The sequence below is a fragment of the Arthrobacter sp. B3I9 genome, assembly GCF_030816935.1.
In the GTDB taxonomy this organism is placed as follows: domain Bacteria; phylum Actinomycetota; class Actinomycetes; order Actinomycetales; family Micrococcaceae; genus Arthrobacter.
The window spans coordinates 3,382,406-3,403,959 of the sequence record NZ_JAUSYO010000001.1 but is presented as its reverse complement, the minus strand read 5'-3'; the positions used below and the strand labels follow the sequence as shown (position 1 = coordinate 3,403,959).

The window sequence follows — 21,554 nt, the reverse complement described above, 5'->3', positions numbered from 1 at the left end:
GGCCGTCAGGAGCCGTGCAGCTCCCGGTGGGCCCGGGCCAGGTCCTGGTAGTGCGCCGCGTTGCGCTGGACCCCGGCAAATTCCTCGTCGTTGAGTTCGCGGCGGACCTTGGCCGGCACTCCGGCGACAAGCGAGCGCGGCGGCACGATGGTGCCCTCCAGCACCACGGCCCCGGCGGCGACCAGCGACCCGGCACCGATCACGGCGCCGTTGAGGATGGTGGCGCTCATGCCGATCAGGCAGTCGTCCTCCACCGTGCAGCCATGCACGACGGCATTGTGCCCGACGCTGACGCGCGCCCCGACCGTGCAGGGGAACCCGGCGTCGGCGTGCAGCACCACGTTGTCCTGCAGGTTGGTGCCGGCGCCCACGGTGATCGCGGCGGTGTCCGCCCGGACGGAGACGCCGTAGAATGCGCTGGAGTTTTCCGCCAGCGTGGCCTTGCCGATGACCGAGGCCGTGGGGGCGATGAAGGCGGAATCATGGACGGCCGGAGTGTCGCCGGCGAATGCGTAAAGGGGAGCCATGCCCCCAGCCTAGGACACCCGCCGCGTGTCCTGTGGATTCAGGCGGGGGAGCGCAGGATCGTGAAACCCTGGTCGGGTTCGGGGAGCACGACGGCGATCGGGGCGCCCGGAGCGGCCACCCGTTCCATCTCCCGCACGACGCCGGCCCACTGCTCCGGCGGCAGGCCCGCCAGGGCGTCCGCCGCCCACACAGAGGCGAACGCGGCGTTGGGGAAGGGGAGGGACTCCGGCCCGGCGACCGCAACGTCCAGGCCGCGGGCGCGGGCTGAGTGCACATTCTCCTCGGACGGATCCACCCCGATGAAATGGATGCCACACTGGACGAAGTGCAGGCCGTCCGACCCCCGGGCGCAGTTGAGCCCCAGCACGCCGCGCCGGCCTTCAGCCTTGAGCAGCGTGACAAACTCCGCGAGGAGTTCCTCCCGCAAAGCGGCCATACCTCAAGTAAAAGTCCGGCGTCAGTTAAAGACAACCGTCCGGTTGCCGTCCAGCAGGACGCGGTGTTCGGCGTGCCACTGGACCGCCTGGGCCAGCGTCCGGCCCTCCACGTCCCGGCCCATCTGGACGAACTGCTCCGCCGTGCGCCGGTGGTCCACCCGGATGACTTCCTGCTCGATGATCGGGCCCTCGTCCAGGGCCGCCGTCACGTAATGCGCGGTGGCGCCGATGAGCTTCACCCCGCGGGAGTGCGCCTGGTGGTACGGCTTGGCGCCCTTGAAGGACGGCAGGAAGGAGTGGTGGATGTTGATGGCCTTGCCGGAGAGCTCGGTGCACAGCTCGTCGGAGAGGATCTGCATGTAGCGGGCCAGGACGGTGAGCTCAATGTCGTGCTCCGCCATCAGGGCGCGCAGCTCGTCCTCGGCACGGGCCTTCGAGTCCCGGGTGACAGGGACGTAGTGGAAGGGGATGCCATAGAACTCGGCCAGCCCGGCCAGGTCCTGGTGGTTGGAGACGATGGCCGGGATCTCGATCGGGAGGGTCCCCGAGCGCTGCAGGAAGAGCAAATCGTTGAGGCAGTGGGCCGAGGTGCTGGCCATGAGCAGCGTGCGGACCTTCCGGCCCTCGGGGTTCAGGCTCCACTGCATGCCGAAGGCCAGCGCGACCGGCTCCAGCGCGGCCTGCAGTTCGGCCTGGGCGGCCGCGGTCGTGGCCTCCACCCGCATAAAGAACGTTCCGGTCTCCTGGCTGCCGTACTGCTGGGAATCCGTGATGTTGCAGCCCGCCACGAGGAGGGCCCCGGCGACGGCGTGCACGATGCCGGGCCGGTCCGGGCAGGAAAGGGTGAGGATGTAGGAATCGCTTTGCTGGTGGTCAGTCACGACGTACAGCCTACCTGCGCGCAACTGCCCTGACCTGCGCGGACCTGCGCGCAACTGCCCGGACCTGCGCGGACCTGCCCGGACCTGCGCCCGGACCCGCGTCCGGGTAGCGGCTGCGGTAGGCTTGAACGGTCGCAACTGGCGTTGGGTGGGTAACCACCAGGGAGCGGCACTCACGAAGACCACGGATCGTACGCCTGGGCCGAGGGTCATGTTTTGCCGGTCGGCAGCTCCTGCTGCCGCCCCGCCGTCGGCACCCTTAGCGGATGCCAGCCCCTGCTGCGTACCGGTTCCCGGTACGTAATTTAGGGCGCTGCGGCGGGCCAGCCGGTAACCTGACCTTAAGCAGTGCCCGTTGCCTAGCCAGGAGTTCTTCGTGACTACTTCCGTTAACCTTTCCTCGACTGCCGTGAGCAACCAGCCGCTGGCGGAGCTCGATCCCGAAATTGCCGCCGTCCTCAGCCAGGAGCTCGGCCGCCAGCGCGGCACCCTGGAGATGATCGCCTCCGAGAACTTCGCCCCGCGCGCCGTGATGGAAGCCCAGGGCTCGGTCCTGACCAACAAGTACGCCGAGGGCTACCCGGGACGCCGCTACTACGGCGGCTGCGAGTACGTCGACGTCGCCGAGCAGCTCGCGATCGACCGGGTCAAGGACCTCTTCGGCGCCGAATTCGCCAACGTCCAGCCGCACTCCGGCGCCCAGGCGAACGCCGCGGCGCTCTCCGCCATGATCAAGCCAGGCGACAAGATCCTGGGCCTGTCGCTGGCGCACGGCGGCCACCTGACCCACGGCATGAAGCTGAACTTCTCCGGAAAGCTCTACGACGTCGCCGCCTACCAGGTCGAGGAAGACAACTTCCGGATCGACATGGACAGGCTCCGCGAGCAGGCCATCGCCGAGAAGCCGCAGGTCATCATCGCCGGCTGGTCCGCCTACCCCCGCCACCTTGACTTCGCCGCCTTCCGCTCGATCGCCGATGAGGTCGGCGCCCTGCTCTGGACCGACATGGCGCACTTTGCGGGACTGGTTGCCGCCGGCCTGCACCCGAGCCCGGTGCCGCACTCCGACGTCGTCACCTCCACGGTGCACAAGACCCTCGCCGGCCCCCGCTCCGGGGTGATCCTGGCCAAGCAGGACTGGGCCAAGAAGATCAACTCCAACGTCTTCCCGGGCCAGCAGGGCGGACCGCTGATGCACGTCATCGCCGCCAAGGCCGTGGCGTTCAAGATCGCCGGCACCGAGGAATTCAAGGAGCGCCAGGAACGCGTCCTGGAAGGCGCCCGGATCATCGCCGACCGCCTCAACCAGTCGGACGTCGCCGACGCCGGCGTTTCAGTTCTCACCGGCGGAACCGACGTGCACCTGGTCCTGGTGGACCTGCGCAACTCCCAGCTCGACGGCCAGCAGGCCGAAGACCTCCTCCACTCCGTGGGCATCACGGTCAACCGCAATGCCGTGCCGTTCGATCCCCGCCCGCCGATGGTCACTTCCGGCCTGCGCATCGGCACCCCGGCCCTGGCCACCCGCGGCTTCGGTGCCGAGGAATTCACCGAGGTGGCGGACATCATCGCCACCGCTCTGAAGTCCGGCACCGCCGCGGATGTCGAAGCCCTGCAGTACCGTGTGGACAAGCTGGCCGCCGACTTCCCGCTGTACCCGCAGCACGAGCAGTGGTGACCCCATGAGTTCTGCAGAGACCGCAACAACAGCACCGGCCACAGCCCAAATCCTGGACGGCAAGGCCACCGCGGCCGCCATCAAGGCCGAACTGACCGAACGCGTGGCAGCGCTCAAGGCCCAGGGGATCGTTCCCGGGCTCGGCACCATCCTGGTCGGCTCCGACCCCGGCAGCACCTGGTACGTGGGCGGCAAGCACAAGGACTGCGCCGAGGTAGGCATCACCTCGATCCGCCGCGACCTGCCCGAGGACACCACGCAGGAGGACCTGCTGGCCGTGGTCCGGGAGCTCAACGAGAACCCGGACTGCACCGGCTACATCGTCCAGCTGCCCCTGCCCAAGCACATCGACCAGGACGTCATCCTCGAGGCCATGGATCCGGACAAGGACGCCGACGGCCTGCACCCGACCAACCTCGGCCGGCTGGTCGCAAACGTCAGCGGACCGATGAAGTCACCGCTGCCCTGCACGCCCAAGGGCTGTGTTGAACTGCTCACCCGGCACGGGATCGAACTCAAGGGCAAGCGCGTGCTGGTGGTGGGCCGCGGCGTCACCATCGGGCGGCCGGTCGGGCTGCTGCTCACCCGCAAGGACGTCAACGCCACCGTCATCCTGGCCCACACCGGGACCGTGGACCTGCCCGCCGAAATCCGGCGGGCCGACGTCGTGATCGCCGCCGCAGGGCAGCCGCACATGATCAAGGCTGAGGACCTCAAGCCCGGTGCCATTGTGCTCGACGTCGGCGTCAGCCGAGTTGACGACGGTTCCGGCAAGGCCGTGGTCACCGGAGACGTGGACCCCGCGGCCGCCAACGTCGCCGCCTGGCTCTCGCCGAACCCCGGGGGAGTGGGTCCCATGACCCGTGCGATGCTGCTGGCCAACGTGGTGGAAACCGCAGAGCGCCACCTGGCGGAACGAAGCACCTCCGCCCACTGACCGGCCCTCCCCAACTGAGCGGCCCTACCAACTGACCGGCCCTCCCAACTGACCGGCCCTCCCAACTGACTGGCAGCAAACGTCGTTTTGGGCGCCCAAAACGACACGTGCTGCCAGTCACTTGGGTCCGAGACGGCGGGAACGTTCGCCGGGGGTGGAAGCGCCCGGGGGTGCGTTCCGGGTTTGCGATAATGGAGGAATGCAATCTCTGGGCAACTCCGCGTCTTCCAAGCCGTCCGCGTACAACGCCGCAACGGGCAAGTTCTCGATGTTCCGGATCGGCGGTCTTGGCATGACCGTGTTCATCATCGCGTTCCTCGTCGCCGTGATCTTTGCGGCGAACCAGAACGACGTCGTGGGCTGGGTGGTGGCGGTCATCGCCGCCTTCTGGCTGGCCCTGGCATCGTTCGTCGTCTTCAGCATCCAGAAGGCCGCAAAGAAGGCCACCGCGAAGCTCAATGAGGCGCAGAACGCCTTCAACGCAGCGACCGGCCGGGCGCCGTCGTCGGGCAGCGTGAACTCCGGCAGCACCCGGCTCGTGGCCCCGAGGCACCAGGCCGACGAGGTGCGCGACCTGAAGCTGGACCATTCCTTCAAGATCGTCCAGGTGCAGGTCCGCGTCGTGGAGCAGGAGCGCGCCAAGGGTGCCGCTGCAGACCCGGAAATGATCCGCCGGGCCCTGGAAACCATCGAGATCACCGCCACTAACGCGCGGGACATGATCAAGGCCTCGGGCGGAAGCGACGAGCCCGTCCGCGGAACCGTCATCGACTAGAGTGGACCGGGTGAGCTTGGCATTGGAGAAGGACCACCTTCGCATCGCATCAGTCAACGTCAATGGCCTTCGTGCCGCCTACAAGAAGGGCATGGCGGAATGGCTTGAGCCCCGCGAAGTGGACATCCTCTGCCTCCAGGAGGTCCGGGCGCCTGACGCTGTGGTCAATGAACTGATCGGCGAAGGCTGGTACATCCTGCACGCGGAGGCCGAGGCTAAAGGCAGGGCCGGCGTCGCCATTGCCTCCCGCGACGAGCCCGTCAACACCAGGGTGGGCATCGGCGAGGACTACTTCGCTACCGCCGGCCGGTGGGTCGAGGCCGACTACATCGTCCGCAATGCCGCTGGGGACGCGTCCACGCTGACTGTGGCCAGCGCCTACGTGCACTCCGGCGAGGCCGGCAGCCCCAAGCAGGACGACAAGTTCCGCTTCCTGGACGTCATGAGCACCAGGCTGCCCGAGCTGGCCAAGCACAGCGACCATGCCCTCGTGGTCGGGGACCTCAACGTGGGGCACACGGAGCTGGACAACCGTAACTGGAAGGGCAACGTCAAACGTGCCGGCTTCCTGCCGGAGGAGCGCGCGTACTTCGACCGCTTCTTCGGTGAGGAAATCGGCTGGAAGGATGTTCACAGGGGCCTGGCGGGTAACGTCGACGGCCCCTACACTTGGTGGTCGCAACGGGGACAGGCCTTCGACAACGACACCGGCTGGCGCATTGATTACCACCTGGCCACGCCCGCCTTCGCTGCCGCCGCAGTGTCGGCCGTTGTTGACCGGGCACCGTCCTGGGACACCCGCTTCTCTGACCACGCCCCGCTGGTAGTGGACTACCGGCTCTAGTGTTAAGGCTTTTCTGACATGACCCTTCCTTCCACCGCGACCGCCGGCGCCCATCACGACGCCGACATCAGCGCCGCCGTCGCGCCCGCCGTTCCGGCCGAAACGGCCACCGGCGCCCGGCACCGCATCCTCTCCGGGATGCAGCCCTCGGCCGACTCCCTGCACCTGGGGAACTACCTCGGCGCCCTGGTGAACTGGGTGCGGATGCAGGAGGAGTACGACGCGATCTTCTTCATCCCGGACTTGCATGCCATCACCGTCCCGCAGGACCCGGCCGAACTGGCCCACCGCACCCGCGTCACCGCCGCCCAGTACATTGCCGGCGGCGTGGACGTGGACAAGTGCACGCTCTTCGTGCAGTCCCAGGTGCCGGAGCATGCGCAGCTGGCCTGGGTCCTGAACTGCATCACCGGCTTCGGCGAAGCATCCCGGATGACCCAGTTCAAGGACAAGGCCCTCAAGCAGGGCTCCGAGCAGGCCAGCGTGGGCCTCTTCACCTACCCGATCCTGCAGGCCTCGGATATCCTCCTGTACCAGCCGCACGGTGTGCCGGTAGGGGAGGACCAGCGCCAGCACGTGGAACTCAGCCGCGACCTTGCCCAGCGCTTCAACTCCCGCTTCGGCGAGACGTTCACCGTCCCCGCCCCCTTCATCCAGAAGGAGTCGGCCAAGATCTACGACCTGCAGAACCCCACCGCCAAGATGTCCAAGTCGGCGGAGTCCCCGGCCGGGCTGATCAACCTGCTGGACGACTCCAAGGTCATCGCCAAGCGGATCAAGTCCGCCGTGACGGATGCGGAGACCGAGATCCGCTTCGACCGGGAAACCAAGCCCGGCGTCTCCAACCTGCTGACCATCTACTCGTCCATCACCGGCCAGAGCGTTGAGGAGATCGTTGCGGCCTACCAGGGCAAGATGTACGGGCACCTCAAGGTGGACCTCGCCGAGGTGGTGGCCGAGCGCCTCACTCCGATCCGGGACCGCGCCAGCGAACTGCTGAACGATCCGGCGGAGCTGGACCGCCTGCTGGCCCACGGCGCGGACAAGGCACGGGAGATCGCCTCCGCCACGCTGCGCGACGTGTACGCCAAGGTCGGCTTCCTGCCCTACACCGGAAGCAACGGAGTCCGCTAGGCCGATGTCCGCCGCCAGCAAAGTCACCGCGACAGACGCCCCGCGAACCGGCGGGTCCCCCGCCGGCAACGGACAGTCCTCCAGCGATGGCATCAGCGTCGGAGTGATCCTGAGGTTCCCGCCGGAAGTCGCCGAGGAACTCCAGCGGTGGCGGGCCTCGTTCGGCGACCCGATGGCGGGGGTGATTCCGGCGCACATCACGCTGGTCACCACCACCATGACCCAGGACTGGGAGGCGACCCGCTGCCACGTGCGGGACGTCGCGAGCAAGCAGGAGCCGTTCACGGTGACGATCGCCGGGACGGGATCGTTCCGGCCGGTCTCTCCCGTGGTCTTCCTCAAGGTCGACGACGGCTTCGCGGAATGCGTCCGCCTGCATCGGCAGCTCCAGACCGGCCCCCTGGAGCGCGAACTGCCGTTTCCCTACCACCCGCATGTCACGGTGGCCCACGACGTCGCCCCGGAAAGCCTCGATGAGGCCGAAACGGTGCTCAAGAACTACAGGGCCACGTTCCCGGTGGCTAGCATGGGACTTTACGAGCACGACGACAACGGCATTTGGCAGCTACGGGAAGAGCTTCACTTTGGGACCGAACGCGACGACGACAGAGGCCCGGGCGGCGCAGCAGACGCCCGCTAAGCCGCCACCTCCCACCGACCTGGCCGGACTGAAACTGGAAGTCATCCGGAAACGGCTCGAGTGGGGCAAGGCACGCCGTTCCGGCGGGGGACCGGCGCCCCTGATGGCGATGCTGCCTTGGCTCCTTGCGCGGCTCAACACCTTCCGACCGCAGCGCACCTTCCAGCACTACAACCTCCAGCACGGCCCCCTCATGAGCGCCGGCATCGGCTTCAGGATGTTCTTCTCCATCACGGGCCTGCTGGCCACCGGCTTCTCCGTGGCCGGCCTGTTCCTGAGCGGCCAGCCCGCGCTCCTGGATCAGATCATCATGAGCGTCGCGAAGGCCGCGCCGGGGCTCCTGAAAGTCGACGGCGGCGAGGGCCTCGTTGATCCCCACGAGCTGCTGAACCCTTCCAATCTGGGATGGGCCGCCATCATCGCCGCAGCAGTGACGGTTTACACCGCCCTGGGCTGGATCAGCGGCGTCCGGGACGGCCTGCGGGGCATGATGCAGCTCGGACCGCGGGGGACCAACCCGGTCCTGCAGATCCTGCGCGACGCCGGCACCTTGCTGCTGCTCGGAGCGGCCCTCGTGGTCAGTGCCGCCGCCTCGCTGGTCTTCGGCACAGCGGCAGGCTGGGTGGCGGACCTGCTGCACCTTGATCCGCTGCTGGCCGGACCCCTCACGACGTCCGTCACGATCCTGGTGCCGCTGCTCCTCGGCTGGGGTACCGCGCTGATCATGTTCCGGGTAGCGGCGGGGCTGAAGCTAACCCGGCGTGCTCTCCTGGAAGGCACCATCCTCGCCGCGGTCGGCACGGCGGTCCTGCAGATCTTCAGCACCCAGCTGCTGGCCAGCGCCGGCAGAAACCCGATCCTGGCGCCGTTCGCCATCATCATCGGCCTGCTGATCTGGTTCAACCTGGTCAGCCAGGTCTACCTTGTCTCCGCAGCCTGGTCCGCGGTGCGCGAGGGCGACCTAAAGACCGGGCCGGCCAACAAGACCAACGGCTGGGGTGCCCGCCAGGTGCAGCCGGGGAAGACTCCCGTGGAACCTTCCCCGCGCCGCCGGCTCCCGGCGGCCGGTTTCAGGCGTCGAGGTACTGATCGGCCCACGCCGAAATAATCTTCGCGGCACGCGCCGCCTGGCCCTTGCCGGTCAGCAGGTGGTCGCTGCCCTCGAGCGAGACGAAGCTGCGCGGATGCCGGGCGGCCTGGAAGATGGCGCTGGCATTCTCAATTCCCACGGTGTTGTCCGTGGGGGAGTGCAGCACCATCAGCGGACGGTGCAGCCGGCGGATGCAGTCCGTCAGGTCGGCGTGTTCCAGGTCCTCCACGAAGTGCCGGCGGATCTCAACGTGCTTGCCGCCGAGGTCCACTTCGGCGCTTCCTTCGCTGAGGATCCGGTCCAGCGCGGCGTCAAAGACATGGGCCACGTGCCTGGGCGAGAACGGTGCGCCCACGGTCGCGACGGCGTCGAGTTCCGGAATTTCTCCTGCCGCGGCCAGCACGGCGGCTCCGCCGAAGGAATGGCCCACGAGCAAGGAGGCGGGCCGCCCGGCGTCGCGCATGAACTCCGCCGCCTTCACGGTGTCCGCCACCTTGTGGCTGAAGGAGCCTTCGGCCCACAGGCCCGCGGATTCGCCGAGCCCCAGGTTGTCGAAGCGGAGCATGCCCACCCCGTTGTCCGCCAGGGCCTTGCACATCCGGGACGCGGAGGGACTGTCCTTGCCCAGCGTGAAGCCGTGCGAGAACACGCCCCAGCCCTTCACAGGCCCCTCGGGGACGTCGACGACGCCGGAGAGCAGCTCGCCGGTGGAGCCCCGGAAGGTGACTTTTTCGGAACGGGACATGGGGACTCTTTCTGCGGGACGGCTCTTGCGCTATCACTTGTGGTGCCCAAAACGCAGGTTTAGGGACCGCAAGTGATAGAGCATGCGGTGCTTGGGTGGAAGTACGACGACGGCGCCCCCACCGAAAGGTGCGAGGCGCCGTCGTCGTACTCCTGGGAAGAGCGGGTGCTAGATCTTGCGGGACAGGATGGCCTGCTTGACCTCGGCGATCGCCTGCGTCACCTGGATGCCGCGGGGGCACGCCTCGGAGCAGTTGAAGGTGGTGCGGCAGCGCCACACGCCTTCCTTGTCATTGAGGATCTCCAGGCGCATGTCGCCGGCGTCATCACGGGAGTCGAAGATGAAGCGGTGGGCGTTGACGATTGCCGCCGGGCCGAAGTACTGCCCGTCCGTCCAGAACACCGGGCAGGACGATGTGCACGCGGCGCACAGGATGCACTTGGTGGTGTCGTCGAACCGCTCGCGGTCCTCGGCGGACTGCAGGCGCTCCTTGGTGGGCTCGTGGCCGCGGTTGATCAGGAACGGCATGACTTCGCGGAAGGACTGGAAGAACGGCTCCATGTCCACGATCAGGTCCTTTTCCACCGGCAGGCCCTTGATCGGCTCGACGGTGATGGGCTTGGACGTGTCCAGGTCCTTCAGCAGGGTCTTGCAGGCCAGGCGGTTGCGGCCGTTGATGCGCATGGCATCGGAGCCGCAGACGCCGTGGGCGCAGGAACGGCGGAAGGAGACGCTGCCGTCGATTTCCCACTTGATCTTGTGCAAGGCATCGAGCACGCGGTCGGTGCCGTACATGGTCACGTGGAAGTCGTCCCAGGTGGACTCGTCGGAGACCTCAGGGTTGTAGCGGCGCACCCGAAGGTGGACGTCGAAGGACGGGATGTCCCCGCCGCCGGTGCCGGCGGGCAGTTCGATCTTGGAGGCTGGCTCAGCGAGTTCAGCGGTCATCTTAGTACTTCCTCACCATCGGCTCGTAGCGCGTAAAGACCACCGGTTTGGTGGCAAGCCGGATGCCCGCGATCGACTCGGCCGAACCGTCCGCCGGTGCGTGCTCATCCTTGTACGCCATAGAGTGCTTCATGAATTTCTCGTCGTCCCGCTCGGGGAAGTCCTCGCGGAAGTGCCCGCCACGGGATTCCTCGCGGTGCAGGGCCGCCACGGTCATGACCTTGGCGAGCTCCAGCAGGAAGCCCAGTTCCACGGCCTCGAGCAGGTCCAGGTTGAAGCGCTTGCCCTTGTCCTGGACGGTGATACGCCGGTACCGCTCCTCGAAGGACGCAATGTCCTTGAGGACCTGGTTCAGCGTCTCCGCTGTGCGGAACACCTGCATGTTGGCATCCATGGTGTCCTGCAGTTCCTTGCGGATGACCGCCACCTTTTCGTCGCCGGTGCCATTGCGGACGATGTCCAGCAACTGGATTGTGTAGGCCTCGGGATCCGCGGGCAGCTCCACGAACTCCGCCGTCTTGGCGTACTCCGCGGCGGCGATGCCGGCGCGCTTGCCGAAGACGTTGATGTCCAGCAGCGAGTTGGTGCCGAGGCGGTTGGACCCGTGCACGGAGACGCAGGCAACCTCACCGGCGGCGTACAGGCCCGGAACCACGGTGTCGTTGTCCTGGAGCACCTCGGCGCTGATGTTGGTGGGGATGCCGCCCATGGCGTAGTGCGCCGTCGGGAAGACCGGAACCGGTTCCGTGTACGGTTCCACACCGAGGTAGGTGCGGGCGAACTCGGTGATGTCCGGGAGCTTGGCATCGATGTGTGCCGGTTCCAGGTGGGTCAGGTCCAGGAGGACGTAATCCTTGTTCGGGCCGCAGCCGCGCCCCTCGCGGACCTCGTTGGCCATGGAGCGCGCCACGATGTCACGCGGCGCGAGGTCCTTAATGGTGGGGGCGTAGCGCTCCATGAAGCGCTCACCCTCGGAGTTGCGCAGGATCGCGCCTTCGCCGCGGGCGGCCTCGGACAGGAGGATGCCCAGGCCTGCGAGGCCTGTCGGGTGGAACTGGAAGAACTCCATGTCCTCCAGCGGGATGCCGCGGCGGAACGCGATGCCCATGCCGTCACCGGTGAGGGTGTGGGCGTTGGAGGTGGTCTTGAAGACCTTGCCGGCGCCGCCCGAGGCGAACACCACGGACTTGGCCTGGAAGACGTGCAGTTCGCCGGAGGCGAGGTCGTAGGAGACGACGCCGGCAACGCGCTTCTGCTTGTACGGCGTGCCGTCCTCGCGGACAGCGTCTTCCTCGACGGTCAGCAGGTCCAGAACGTAGTACTCGTTGTAGAACTCGACGTTGTGCTTGACGCAGTTCTGGTACAGGGTCTGCAGGATCATGTGGCCGGTGCGGTCGGCCGCGTAGCAGGCTCGGCGGACCGGTGCCTTGCCGTGGTCGCGGGTGTGGCCGCCGAAGCGGCGCTGGTCGATGCGTCCCTCGGGCGTGCGGTTGAACGGCAGGCCCATCTTTTCCAGGTCCAGGACGGCGTCGATCGCTTCCTTCGCCATGACCTCGGCCGCGTCCTGGTCAACCAGGTAGTCGCCGCCCTTGATGGTGTCAAAGGTGTGCCATTCCCAGTTGTCTTCCTCGACGTTCGCCAGGGCCGCGCACATGCCGCCCTGTGCCGCGCCGGTGTGGGACCGCGTGGGGTAGAGCTTGGTCAATACTGCCGTTCGGGCGCGCTGACCTGATTCGATCGCCGCGCGCATCCCGGCGCCACCGGCACCGACGATGACGACGTCGTATTTGTGGACCTGCATACCAGATGCTCTTTCTCTCAAAATTCGCTATCAAACACCGGCGGCGGAGCCTGCCCGGTGAAGTCTCGGGAAATCCTCTTCCTGCACGCGGCAGGCAAGGATCGGTTGCCCTGGCGGACCGCTTGTGCCCGCAGGCACGGTCCGGAACGGCGGAGCCGCTGCTACGGCGCCGGGCAGAATCCGCCCGGCAGCTGCACGCCGTTGACCACGGGGCACGGGTCGAACGTGAAGATGACCAGGGTGCCCAGGATGACGATGACGGTGGTGGCCGCGTACAGCACGGTCTTCAGCCAGCGCCGCGTGGCGTCCTTTTCGGCGTAGTCGTTGATGATGGTGCGCACACCGTTGGTGCCGTGCAGCATGGCCAGCCACAGCATGGCCAGGTCCCAGACCTGCCAGAAGGGGTCGGCCCACTTGCCGGCGACGAAGCCGAAGTCGATGGCGTGGATGCCCTCGCCTACCAGCAGGTTGACGGCCAGGTGGCCGAAGATCAGGACGACGAGGACGACGCCCGAAAGCCGCATGAAGAGCCACGCGAGCATTTCGAAGTTGCCCTTCGAGCCACCGCTGCGGTTGTACTCCGGGGCAACGCGGCCTGCGCCGACCTTCGCCGCGCGCGGGCTCTGAATCTCAGTTGCATCCATGGCTAGTGACCTCCAAGGGCGAGGGAAAGGTGGCGGATGGAGAAGCCCACCATGACGACAACCCAGAGAATGAGCACCGTCCACAGCATCTGGCGCTGGTACTTCGCGCCCTTCTTCCAGAAGTCGATGGCGATGATCCGCAGGCCGTTGAAGGCGTGGAACACGATCGCTGCGACAAGGCCCGTTTCACCCAGGGCCATCAGGGGGTTCTTGTAGGCACCGATCACGGCGGTGTAGGCCTCGGGGGACACACGCACCAATGAGGTGTCCAGCACATGGACCAACAAGAAGAAAAAGATCACTACACCGGTAATGCGATGTCCAACCCAGGACCACATGCCTTCACGGCCGCGGTACAAGGTGCCAGCTGGTTTTGTCGGCACTGAATAAACCTCCCTGCAACACAGCGGCGCTGGCATGGGATCCACGCGGGGGGAACGCCTGCTGCGAGAGCACTCGTAAGCTCAAGCCTAAATCTAGGCTTCGCTCACAGCTTATTCAATTCAGGCCGGGGTTGGTGACAGGCGCCAGCACGGTTTTGGCGCCTTTTTGAGACAAACACCACATCGGCCGCGGGCGGGCGGGCCGCTTGCCGGGCAGCCTCCGGGGCCGCCGGACCGCATTCGGCTAAAGTAGCCCTGATGACTAACGACAAAGCGACAAGCCAGGACCCGTCCCAGGAGCCGTCCCAGGAGCCAGCGGAGGATGCCGCGCTGGGCCGTTTCGTTGCGGTGATTCCGGCCGGTGGCGTGGGGACCCGACTCTGGCCCTTGTCACGGGCGGCTGCCCCCAAATTCCTGCACGACCTCACGGGGTCGGGCAGCACCTTGCTGCGCGCCACCTACGACCGGCTCCAGCCGCTTGCAGGCAAGCGCGTGCTTGTCGTCACCGGAACGGCCCACCGTGCCGCCGTCTGCCGCCAGCTTCCGGAAGTACAGGACGGTGACCTTGTCCTGGAGAGCGAGCCCAAGGACTCCGGCGCTGCGATCGGCCTGGCCGCGGCCATCCTGCACGAGCGCGACCCGGACACCATCATGGGGTCCTTCGCCGCGGACCAGGTGATCAGCCCGGACCACCTGTTCCAGGCAGCCGTCCGGGAGGCCATCCACACCGCCGCGGCCGGCAAGATCGTCACGATCGGCATCAAGCCCACGCATCCTTCCACCGGGTTCGGCTACATCCGTGCCGGCGAACCCCTCGGGGTCCCGGAGGCCCCCAGCGCCCAGGCCGTCGTCGAGTTCGTCGAGAAGCCCAGCGAAGAAGTCGCCCAGGAGTACGTGGACAGCGGCAACTACGTGTGGAACGCCGGCATGTTCGTCGCCCCCGTGTCGCTGATGCTCAAGCACCTCGAAGCGAACCAGCCCGAACTCTTCGCCGGGCTTCAGGAGATCGCAAAGTCCTGGGACACCCCGCAGCGGGACGAGGTCACGGCCCGGGTCTGGCCCACCCTGCCCAAGATCGCCATTGACTACGCCGTCGCCGAACCGGCCGCGGCCGCCGGGGACGTCGCCGTCGTGCCCGGAGCCTTCCGCTGGGACGACGTCGGGGACTTCGCGTCCGTGGGACGGCTCAACAGCGCCAAGGAAGTCAAGGACGTCACCGTACTCGGAGAGGGCGCCCGCGTCTTCACCGAGAACGCCAGCGGCGTGGTTGTTTCCGACACCAAGCGGGTGATCGCGCTGATCGGGATCAAGGACGTCGTGATCGTGGACACCCCGGACGCCCTCCTGGTCACCACCAAGGAGCACTCCCAGCGGGTCAAGCAGGCCGTCGACGCCCTCAAAGCGAGCGGCGACACCGACGTCCTCTAGCGTCCGCCGAGGCAGGGCGAGGCTGCGGCGACGAGCCCCGGCCCGTAACGCGCGTTCGGGATGCCGCTAATGTGAGCGGGGTCGCTAGAGTTATTGAGTGCGCAATTACACTACTGAAGCCGAACCCACCACGCTCGTGAGCCCGTGGCTGGAGCCCCTCCTGCCGGAGATGATCGCTTTCCGCCGTGACCTGCATGCGCACCCTGAGCTGTCCTTCAAGGAATTCCGCACCACCGACAAGCTCGCGAAGCGGCTCGAAGCCGCCGGGCTCAAGCCCCGCCGCCTCGACGGCACCGGCCTGACGGTGGACGTCGGGGACGGGCCTGTGGCCACGGCCCTGCGCGGCGACATCGACGCCCTCCCCATCATCGAGGAGACCGGCCTTGAGTTCGCCTCCAAAAACCACGGCGTGACGCACGCCTGCGGGCATGACGTGCACACCACCACCATGCTCGGCGTTGCCCTTGTCCTGCAGCAGATGCATGAGGAATCCCCGCTGGGAGGCACGGTCCGGATCATCTTCCAGCCCGCAGAAGAGACCATGCCCGGCGGAGCGCACTCCTGCATCGAGCAGGGGGTGCTGGAGGGCGTTCCCCGTATCCTGGCCCTGCACTGCGACCCGCGGATCGATGTCGGGAAGATCGGCACCCGCATCGGCGCCATCACCTCGGCCTCGGACACCATCAAGATCGAACTGACCGGGCGCGGCGGCCACACCTCCCGCCCGCACCTGACCGAGGACCTCGTCTTCGCACTGGCCCAGATCGCGGTGAACGTCCCCGCGGTGCTGTCCCGCCGGGTGGACGTCCGCAGCGGCGTATCGGTGGTCTGGGGGCACATTTCAGCCGGTTCCGCTCCGAATGCGATCCCGGGCAGCGGCTACATGGCAGGCACAATGCGCTGCCTGGACCGCGACGCGTGGCACAGCGCCGGAAAAATCCTCGACGAGGTGGTGCAGGAGATCGCGGCGCCCTACGGCGTCGACGTCCACCTCGAACACACCCGGGGGGTGCCGCCCGTGGTCAACTCGGAGCACGAGACCGCCCTCCTCGAGGCCTCAGCACGCGCTGAAATCGGAGAGCACGCAGTGGTCCTGACGCCCCAGTCGATGGGCGGCGAGGACTTTGCCTGGTTCCTTGCGGAAACACCCGGCGCCATGATGCGGCTGGGCACCAGGACCCCCGGCGGCGAGGAATACGACCTGCACCGCGGTGACTACATCGTCGACGAGCGTGCGCTCGGCCTCGGCATCCGGGTCCTCACCGCCGCGGCGCTGCGCACCATCCGCGACCTCTAGGAACCCGGCCGCAGCCGGCCGCCTCTCCGCCGTAAGCCCCCACCGGACCGCAGCCGGATCGGCTGTGCGGATAGGTAGGTTGTCCACAACCGAATTGCGCCCAATCGAATAGCGGCGTAGGGTCGATCCATGACCACAACAGAAAGTACGCCGGCGCCCGGTGCGGAAGCGCTGCGCCTCAACCGCCAGGTGTGCTTCGCGATGTACTCTGCCTCCCGCGCCGCCACGGCCTCCTACCGGCCCATGCTCGAGGAGCTCGGCCTGACCTACCCGCAATACCTCGTGATGCTGGTGCTCTGGGAAGACCAGCCGCGAGGCGTCCGGGAACTGGGGGAGGAGCTGGGGCTCGATTCAGGCACCCTCTCGCCCCTGCTGAAGCGGCTTGAAGCGCTCGGCCTCGTCCGGCGCCATAGGTCCGCCGAGGATGAGCGCCGCGTGGAGATCTTCCTGACCGACGCCGGCGCGGCACTGAGCGCCAAAGCCGCGGGCATCCCGCAACAGCTCGCGGACGCCGCCGGGCTCTCCCCAACGGAGCTGGACCAGCTCCGCGAGACCCTGGGCCGGCTGGCCGCCGCGCTCCAGGCCTCCCGCTGAGCACCTGATCGCTCGTTCCTCCTACAGATTTTCTCCAACAGAACGGAACCCCTTGAAGACCCTCTACACCGCAGAAGCGCTCGCCTCGGGCGAAGGCCGCGACGGCAACGCCCGCACCCAGGACGGCAAGCTCAACGTGACACTGGCCAGCCCGGTGGAACTGGGCGGCACCGGCGAGGGGACCAATCCCGAGCAGCTGTTCGCAGCCGGTTATGCGGCGTGCTTCCACTCCGCCCTGCGCCTGGTGGGGCGGAAGGAACGGGCAGACCTGACCGATTCCGCCGTCGCCGCCAAGATCCACTTTGGCGCCCTTCCCGACGGCGCCGGCTACGGGCTGGCTGCCGAACTGGAGATAGCGCTGCCCGGGGTGGAACGGGAAACCGCCGAGGCTCTCGTGGCGAAGGCGCACCAGATCTGCCCGTACTCCAACGCCACGCGCGGCAACATGACTGTCGACATCAAGATCCTGGAGGTCGCCGCATGAGCGCCAACATCGAAACTCCCGCCCTTCCCGCCAGCACGCGTGAGATCCAGCTGGCCTCCCGACCGCACGGCCGTCCCGTTCCGGACAACTTCCGGCTCGCCACGTCGCCGCTGCCGGCCCTGCAGGACGGACAGGTCCTGGTCCGCAACCTCTACATCTCCGTGGACCCGTACATGCGCGGCCGGATGAATGACGTCAAGTCCTATTCCGCCCCGTTTTGCCCTGGACAAAGCGCTCGACGGCGGTGCCGTCGGCGAGGTCATCGCGTCCCGGTCCGCCGACCGCACGGTGGGCGACGTCGTCGTCCATTCCCTCGGGTGGCGCGAATACGCCGTCGTGGATGCCGCCGCCACCACTCCGGCCCGCACGGACCTCGCCCCGGCGTCGGCGTTCCTCGGGGCGCTCGGCATGACCGGGCTCACCGCCTATGCCGGCCTGTTGAAGGTCGCCGAATTCAAGCCCGGAGACGCAGTCTTCGTCTCCGGAGCCGCGGGGGCCGTCGGCTCGCTCGTCGGACAGATCGCCAAGGCCAAGGGAGCCTCACGGGTGATCGGCAGTGCCGGCAGCCCGGAGAAAGTGGCGAGGCTGCTGGAGCTCGGCTTCGACGCGGCGTTCAACTACCACGACGGCCCGGTGCGGCAACTGCTGCAGGATGCCGCCGGCCCGAACGGGATCGACGTCTACTTCGACAACGTCGGCGGGGAGCACCTCGAGGCGGCACTGTCGGTCCTGAACGTCGGCGGACGGGTGGCCTTGTGCGGCGCCATCTCGCAGTACAACGCCACGGACGCCCCTGCCGCCCCGCGCAACCTCGCCGTCGCGATCGGCAAGCAGCTCACCCTGCGCGGCTTCCTCGTCGGCGGACAGCGGCAGCATGCGGCTGAATTCGCCCAGCAGATGGCGGCGTGGCTCGCCGACGGCACCGTCCGCTACGACGAGACCGTGGTGGACGGGCTGGAGAATGCGCCGCAGGCCTTCATCGACCTGCTCGACGGCGCCAACACCGGCAAGATGCTCGTCCGGATCTAGCCTCTTCCCCCGGCCCGGCAGGAGAGCTACCGCTTGGTAACAAGTTCTCAACAATCTGCGGAATCGCGCGGCGGTGTGCTATCGGCACGTGGCGCAGGACACTAAAGTAGCTTGCAACAGTGCGTTTCGGCGCAGTGCTGCGGACCCGACAGTGACACCTTGCGTTCAGCGGAAACCCCGCGGACAGCTACTCACTGAGTGGACAGCTGGTCAATGGACTGCCGTCGCAGCGCTAACTCTTTCTTCCTGGAGGAACATTGAAGAACTCTTTGCGTGCCACCCTCAAGCGCGGTTCCGTTGCCGGCGTCGCCACCGCGGGCGCGGCTGCCCTCCTGCTGACCGGTTGCGGGGCAGCCCCCGAAGCCGGCAGCAGCGCAACCCAGACGGCCAGCAACTACACCGGCTGCATCGTCTCCGACTCGGGCGGCTTCGACGACCAGTCCTTCAACCAGTCCTCCTATGAAGGCCTGAAGAAGACCGAGAAGGACCTGGGCATCAAGGTCAACCAGGTCGAGTCCAAGACCAACAACGACTTCGAGCCGAACCTGCGGGCCATGGTCACGGCCGGCTGCAACCTGACCATCACGGTCGGCTTCCTGCTCGGCGACGCCACGAAGGCCCAGGCCGCGGCAAACCCGGACAAGCACTTCGCCATCATCGACTACGGCTACGACACCCCGATCACCAATGTCAAGCCGATCATCTACGACACCGCCCAGGCGGCCTTCCTGGCCGGTTACCTCGCGGCCGGCACCACCAAGACCGGCACGGTGGCCACCTTCGGCGGCATCAAGATCCCCACCGTCACCATCTTCATGGACGGCTACGCCGACGGCGTGAAGTACTACAACGAGAAGAAGGGCAAGGACGTCAAGGTTCTTGGCTGGGACAAGGCCAAGCAGGACGGCTCCTTCACCGGCGACTTCGAAAAGCAGGACAAGGGCAAGCAGTTCACCCAGAACTTCCTGGACCAGGGCGCGGACATCGTGATGCCGGTCGCCGGTCCGGTCGGCAAGGGTGCCGGCGCTGCCCTGAAGGAAGCCAAGGCCGCAGGCAAGGACGTCAAGCTCGTCTGGGTCGACTCCGACGGCTACCTCACGGCACCTGACTACAAGGACATCATGCTCTCCTCGGTCATGAAGCAGATGGGTGAAGCTGTCGAGACCGTCGTGAAGGAAGACAAGGACGGCAAGTTCACTAGCGCGCCGTACATCGGCACCCTCGCGAACGACGGCGTGCAGCTGGCTCCGTTCCACGATCTCGACTCCGCGGTCCCCGCCGAACTGAAGACCGAGCTGGACCAGATCAAGAAGGACATCGCCGACGGCAAGCTGAAGGTCGAATCGGCAGCCAGCCCCAAGGCCTAGCCTCCTCCGCCAAGCGCCACGGCCCGTACGGTCATCCACCGCACGGGCTGTGGCGCTTTTCGTTGAGCGGACGCAGGCCGCCTCCTGCAGCAGGCACTAGGCTTGTTCTGCAGCCCCGTCACCCGCCGGGTAACGTTGTCCCGGCACTTCGAGATTGGTCAGAGTTTTGAAACTTGAACTCAAGGGGATCACCAAACGCTTCGGCTCCCTGGTAGCCAACGACCATATTGATGTGGTTGTTGAGCCCGGGCAGATTCACTGTCTGCTCGGCGAGAACGGCGCTGGCAAGTCCACGCTGATGAACGTGTTGTACGGGCTGTACGAGCCCACCGAGGGCGAAATCCTCATCGACGGGAAACCCGTCACCTTCCGCGGCCCCGGCGACGCCATGGCCGCCGGCATCGGCATGGTGCACCAGCACTTCATGCTGGTCCCGGTCTTCACGGTCGCCGAGAATGTTGCCCTGGGCGCGGAAACCACCAAGGCAGGCGGCTTCCTGAACCTGGACGACACCCGCCGGAAGATCAAGGAGATCTCCGACCGGTACGGCTTCGACGTCGACCCCGACGCCCTGGTCGAGGACCTCCCGGTGGGCGTGCAGCAGCGCGTCGAAATCATCAAGGCACTGGTCCGCGACGCCAAGGTGCTGATCCTGGACGAGCCCACCGCCGTGCTCACTCCGCAGGATACCGATGAGCTGCTGGACATCATGCGCCAGCTCAAGAGCCACGGCACCTCGATCGTCTTCATCTCCCACAAGCTCCGTGAGGTCAAGGCCGTCTCGGACACCATTACGGTGATCCGGCGCGGCAAGGTAGTGGGCAGCGCGGATCCCGGCGCGTCGACGACGGAGCTCGCCTCCATGATGGTGGGCCGGGCCGTCAGCCTGACCCTGGACAAGGCCCCGGCCACGCCGCAGGAAACGACCTTCCGGGTCCAGGACCTCACGGTCATCGCACCGAGCGGCCAGCACGTCGTAGACGGCATCAGCTTCGACATCGCGCGCGGTGAGATCCTCGCCGTCGCCGGTGTCCAGGGCAACGGCCAGACCGAGCTGACCGAGGCCATCCTGGGGCTGCAGGACCGCGTCTCCGGTTCCATCCTGCTGGACGGCGAGGAACTCGTGGGCCGCAACGTCAAGGACGTCCTCAACTCCGGCGTCGGCTTCGTCCCGGAAGACCGTTCCGTCGACGGGCTGATCGGGACATTCTCGATTGCCGAAAACCTGATCCTGGACCGCTACGACCAGGCACCCTTCGCCAAGGGCATCAGCCTGAGCCCCGCCAAGGTCCTGGAGAACGCGAAAACCCGGATCGACGAGTTCGACGTGCGCACGCCGTCGGGCCTGCTCGCCGCGGGAACGCTGTCCGGCGGCAACCAGCAGAAGGTGGTCATGGCGCGCGAGCTGTCCCGCCCGCTGCGCCTCTTCATCGCCTCCCAGCCCACCCGCGGCGTCGATGTGGGATCCATCGAATTCCTGCACAAACGCATCGTGGCGGAGCGGGACCACGGCACCCCCGTGCTGATCGTCTCCACCGAACTCGACGAGGTCATTGAGCTTGCCGACAGGATCGCGGTGCTTTACAAGGGCAAGCTCGTGGGGATTGTCCCCGCGGGCACCGGACGCGACGTCCTCGGACTGATGATGGCCGGGCTGTCCCCGGCCGACGCCCAGGCAGACACCGCCACCAGGCACCACGCCGGCACTCGGGCCACAAACCCGGCGCACGCCGCCCAGCCCGTGCCGGAGACCCACTCCGGCGCCGTAGGAGAGCACCATGACTGAACAACACTCGCCCCGGCACGCGGCCGAACCGGCCCCGGGACACCGGCAGCGCCGCAGGCAAGGCGACAGGCACAGCCGCAGGCACTACGCCGCCCGAAGGGGAG

General features: G+C 67.1%; 21 protein-coding genes and 1 pseudogene. 14 read left to right on the top strand and 8 right to left on the bottom strand.

Going from position 1 to position 21,554, the window contains the following annotated elements; all coding sequences use genetic code 11:
- Positions 1-5: 5 nt before the first annotated feature.
- Genes QFZ65_RS15760 through purU form a run of 3 tightly spaced genes read right to left on the bottom strand, consistent with a single transcriptional unit; the run spans position 6 to position 1,846 of the window.
- Positions 6-527 carry a gamma carbonic anhydrase family protein gene (locus tag QFZ65_RS15760; protein WP_306911628.1) on the bottom strand — a complete coding sequence of 174 codons (522 nt, stop codon included), beginning with the start codon at positions 525-527 and terminating at the stop codon, positions 6-8.
- A 38-nt stretch (positions 528-565) separates the two neighbouring features.
- Complete coding sequence (locus tag QFZ65_RS15755; protein WP_306911627.1) at positions 566-964, bottom strand: class I SAM-dependent methyltransferase; 399 nt, start codon at positions 962-964, stop codon at positions 566-568.
- Positions 965-985: 21 nt separating this feature from the next.
- Complete coding sequence (gene purU / locus QFZ65_RS15750; protein ID WP_306911626.1) at positions 986-1,846, bottom strand: formyltetrahydrofolate deformylase; 861 nt, start codon at positions 1,844-1,846, stop codon at positions 986-988.
- Between the two features lie 376 nt (positions 1,847-2,222).
- Here purU and glyA point away from each other — a divergent pair, with 376 nt between their 5' ends.
- From glyA to QFZ65_RS15715, 7 genes are all read left to right on the top strand, one after another.
- Positions 2,223-3,524, top strand: coding sequence for a serine hydroxymethyltransferase (glyA, locus tag QFZ65_RS15745; protein ID WP_306911625.1), 1,302 nt, complete (start codon positions 2,223-2,225; stop codon positions 3,522-3,524).
- Between the two features lie 4 nt (positions 3,525-3,528).
- Positions 3,529-4,461, top strand: a complete 933-nt coding sequence (locus QFZ65_RS15740) for a bifunctional methylenetetrahydrofolate dehydrogenase/methenyltetrahydrofolate cyclohydrolase (protein WP_306911624.1) — start codon at positions 3,529-3,531, stop codon at positions 4,459-4,461.
- Between the two features lie 199 nt (positions 4,462-4,660).
- Positions 4,661-5,236 carry a hypothetical protein gene (locus QFZ65_RS15735; protein ID WP_306911623.1) on the top strand — a complete coding sequence of 192 codons (576 nt, stop codon included), beginning with the start codon at positions 4,661-4,663 and terminating at the stop codon, positions 5,234-5,236.
- A 10-nt stretch (positions 5,237-5,246) separates the two neighbouring features.
- Entirely contained in the window at positions 5,247-6,080 is an 834-nt protein-coding gene (locus tag QFZ65_RS15730; protein WP_306911622.1) for an exodeoxyribonuclease III, read from the top strand.
- A gap of 18 nt (positions 6,081-6,098) precedes the next feature.
- Positions 6,099-7,214 (top strand): tryptophan--tRNA ligase, encoded by a 1,116-nt coding sequence (trpS, locus tag QFZ65_RS15725; RefSeq protein ID WP_306911621.1) that lies wholly within the window; start codon positions 6,099-6,101, stop codon positions 7,212-7,214.
- Positions 7,215-7,218: 4 nt separating this feature from the next.
- A complete protein-coding gene (locus tag QFZ65_RS15720; protein WP_306911620.1) occupies positions 7,219-7,854 on the top strand; it encodes a 2'-5' RNA ligase family protein in 636 nt (211 codons plus the stop codon).
- Positions 7,799-8,962 carry a YihY/virulence factor BrkB family protein gene (locus QFZ65_RS15715; RefSeq protein ID WP_373427604.1) on the top strand — a complete coding sequence of 388 codons (1,164 nt, stop codon included), beginning with the start codon at positions 7,799-7,801 and terminating at the stop codon, positions 8,960-8,962. Before QFZ65_RS15720 ends, QFZ65_RS15715 begins: the two co-directional genes overlap by 56 nt.
- On the opposite strand, the gene QFZ65_RS15710 is transcribed toward QFZ65_RS15715, so the two are convergent.
- The 5 genes from QFZ65_RS15710 to sdhC all read right to left on the bottom strand — a co-directional run bounded on the left by QFZ65_RS15710 (position 8,925) and on the right by sdhC (position 13,465).
- Complete coding sequence (locus QFZ65_RS15710) at positions 8,925-9,689, bottom strand: S9 family peptidase (RefSeq protein ID WP_306911619.1); 765 nt, start codon at positions 9,687-9,689, stop codon at positions 8,925-8,927. The two genes, QFZ65_RS15715 and QFZ65_RS15710, sit on opposite strands and share 38 nt — an antisense overlap.
- A 168-nt stretch (positions 9,690-9,857) precedes the next feature.
- On the bottom strand, positions 9,858-10,637 hold the full coding sequence (locus QFZ65_RS15705; RefSeq protein WP_306911618.1) for a succinate dehydrogenase iron-sulfur subunit: 780 nt from the start codon (positions 10,635-10,637) through the stop codon (positions 9,858-9,860).
- A gap of 1 nt (position 10,638) precedes the next feature.
- Positions 10,639-12,438, bottom strand: a complete 1,800-nt coding sequence (sdhA, locus tag QFZ65_RS15700) for a succinate dehydrogenase flavoprotein subunit (RefSeq protein ID WP_306911617.1) — start codon at positions 12,436-12,438, stop codon at positions 10,639-10,641.
- Positions 12,439-12,599: 161 nt separating this feature from the next.
- Positions 12,600-13,082: a succinate dehydrogenase hydrophobic membrane anchor subunit gene (locus QFZ65_RS15695; protein WP_306911616.1), complete on the bottom strand. Its 483-nt coding sequence runs from the start codon at positions 13,080-13,082 to the stop codon at positions 12,600-12,602.
- 2 nt (positions 13,083-13,084) lie between these two features.
- On the bottom strand, positions 13,085-13,465 hold the full coding sequence (sdhC, locus tag QFZ65_RS15690; protein ID WP_306911615.1) for a succinate dehydrogenase, cytochrome b556 subunit: 381 nt from the start codon (positions 13,463-13,465) through the stop codon (positions 13,085-13,087).
- A gap of 258 nt (positions 13,466-13,723) precedes the next feature.
- On the opposite strand from sdhC, the gene QFZ65_RS15685 reads away from it, so the two are divergent.
- The 7 genes and pseudogenes from QFZ65_RS15685 to QFZ65_RS15655 all read left to right on the top strand — a co-directional run bounded on the left by QFZ65_RS15685 (position 13,724) and on the right by QFZ65_RS15655 (position 21,450).
- Complete coding sequence (locus tag QFZ65_RS15685) at positions 13,724-14,893, top strand: mannose-1-phosphate guanylyltransferase (RefSeq protein ID WP_306911614.1); 1,170 nt, start codon at positions 13,724-13,726, stop codon at positions 14,891-14,893.
- A gap of 97 nt (positions 14,894-14,990) precedes the next feature.
- The gene (locus QFZ65_RS15680; RefSeq protein ID WP_306911613.1) at positions 14,991-16,190 is read left to right on the top strand and encodes an amidohydrolase; all 1,200 of its coding nucleotides are present in this window, start codon (positions 14,991-14,993) and stop codon (positions 16,188-16,190) included.
- A gap of 129 nt (positions 16,191-16,319) precedes the next feature.
- Complete coding sequence (locus tag QFZ65_RS15675) at positions 16,320-16,784, top strand: MarR family winged helix-turn-helix transcriptional regulator (protein ID WP_306911612.1); 465 nt, start codon at positions 16,320-16,322, stop codon at positions 16,782-16,784.
- A 52-nt stretch (positions 16,785-16,836) separates the two neighbouring features.
- On the top strand, positions 16,837-17,268 hold the full coding sequence (locus QFZ65_RS15670) for an organic hydroperoxide resistance protein (RefSeq protein ID WP_306911611.1): 432 nt from the start codon (positions 16,837-16,839) through the stop codon (positions 17,266-17,268).
- Positions 17,265-18,297: pseudogene (locus tag QFZ65_RS15665) on the top strand (NADP-dependent oxidoreductase). Before QFZ65_RS15670 ends, QFZ65_RS15665 begins: the two are co-directional and overlap by 4 nt.
- A gap of 257 nt (positions 18,298-18,554) precedes the next feature.
- On the top strand, positions 18,555-19,664 hold the full coding sequence (locus QFZ65_RS15660; RefSeq protein WP_306911610.1) for a BMP family protein: 1,110 nt from the start codon (positions 18,555-18,557) through the stop codon (positions 19,662-19,664).
- Between the two features lie 166 nt (positions 19,665-19,830).
- Entirely contained in the window at positions 19,831-21,450 is a 1,620-nt protein-coding gene (locus tag QFZ65_RS15655; protein WP_306911609.1) for an ABC transporter ATP-binding protein, read from the top strand.
- Positions 21,451-21,554: the final 104 nt, after the last annotated feature.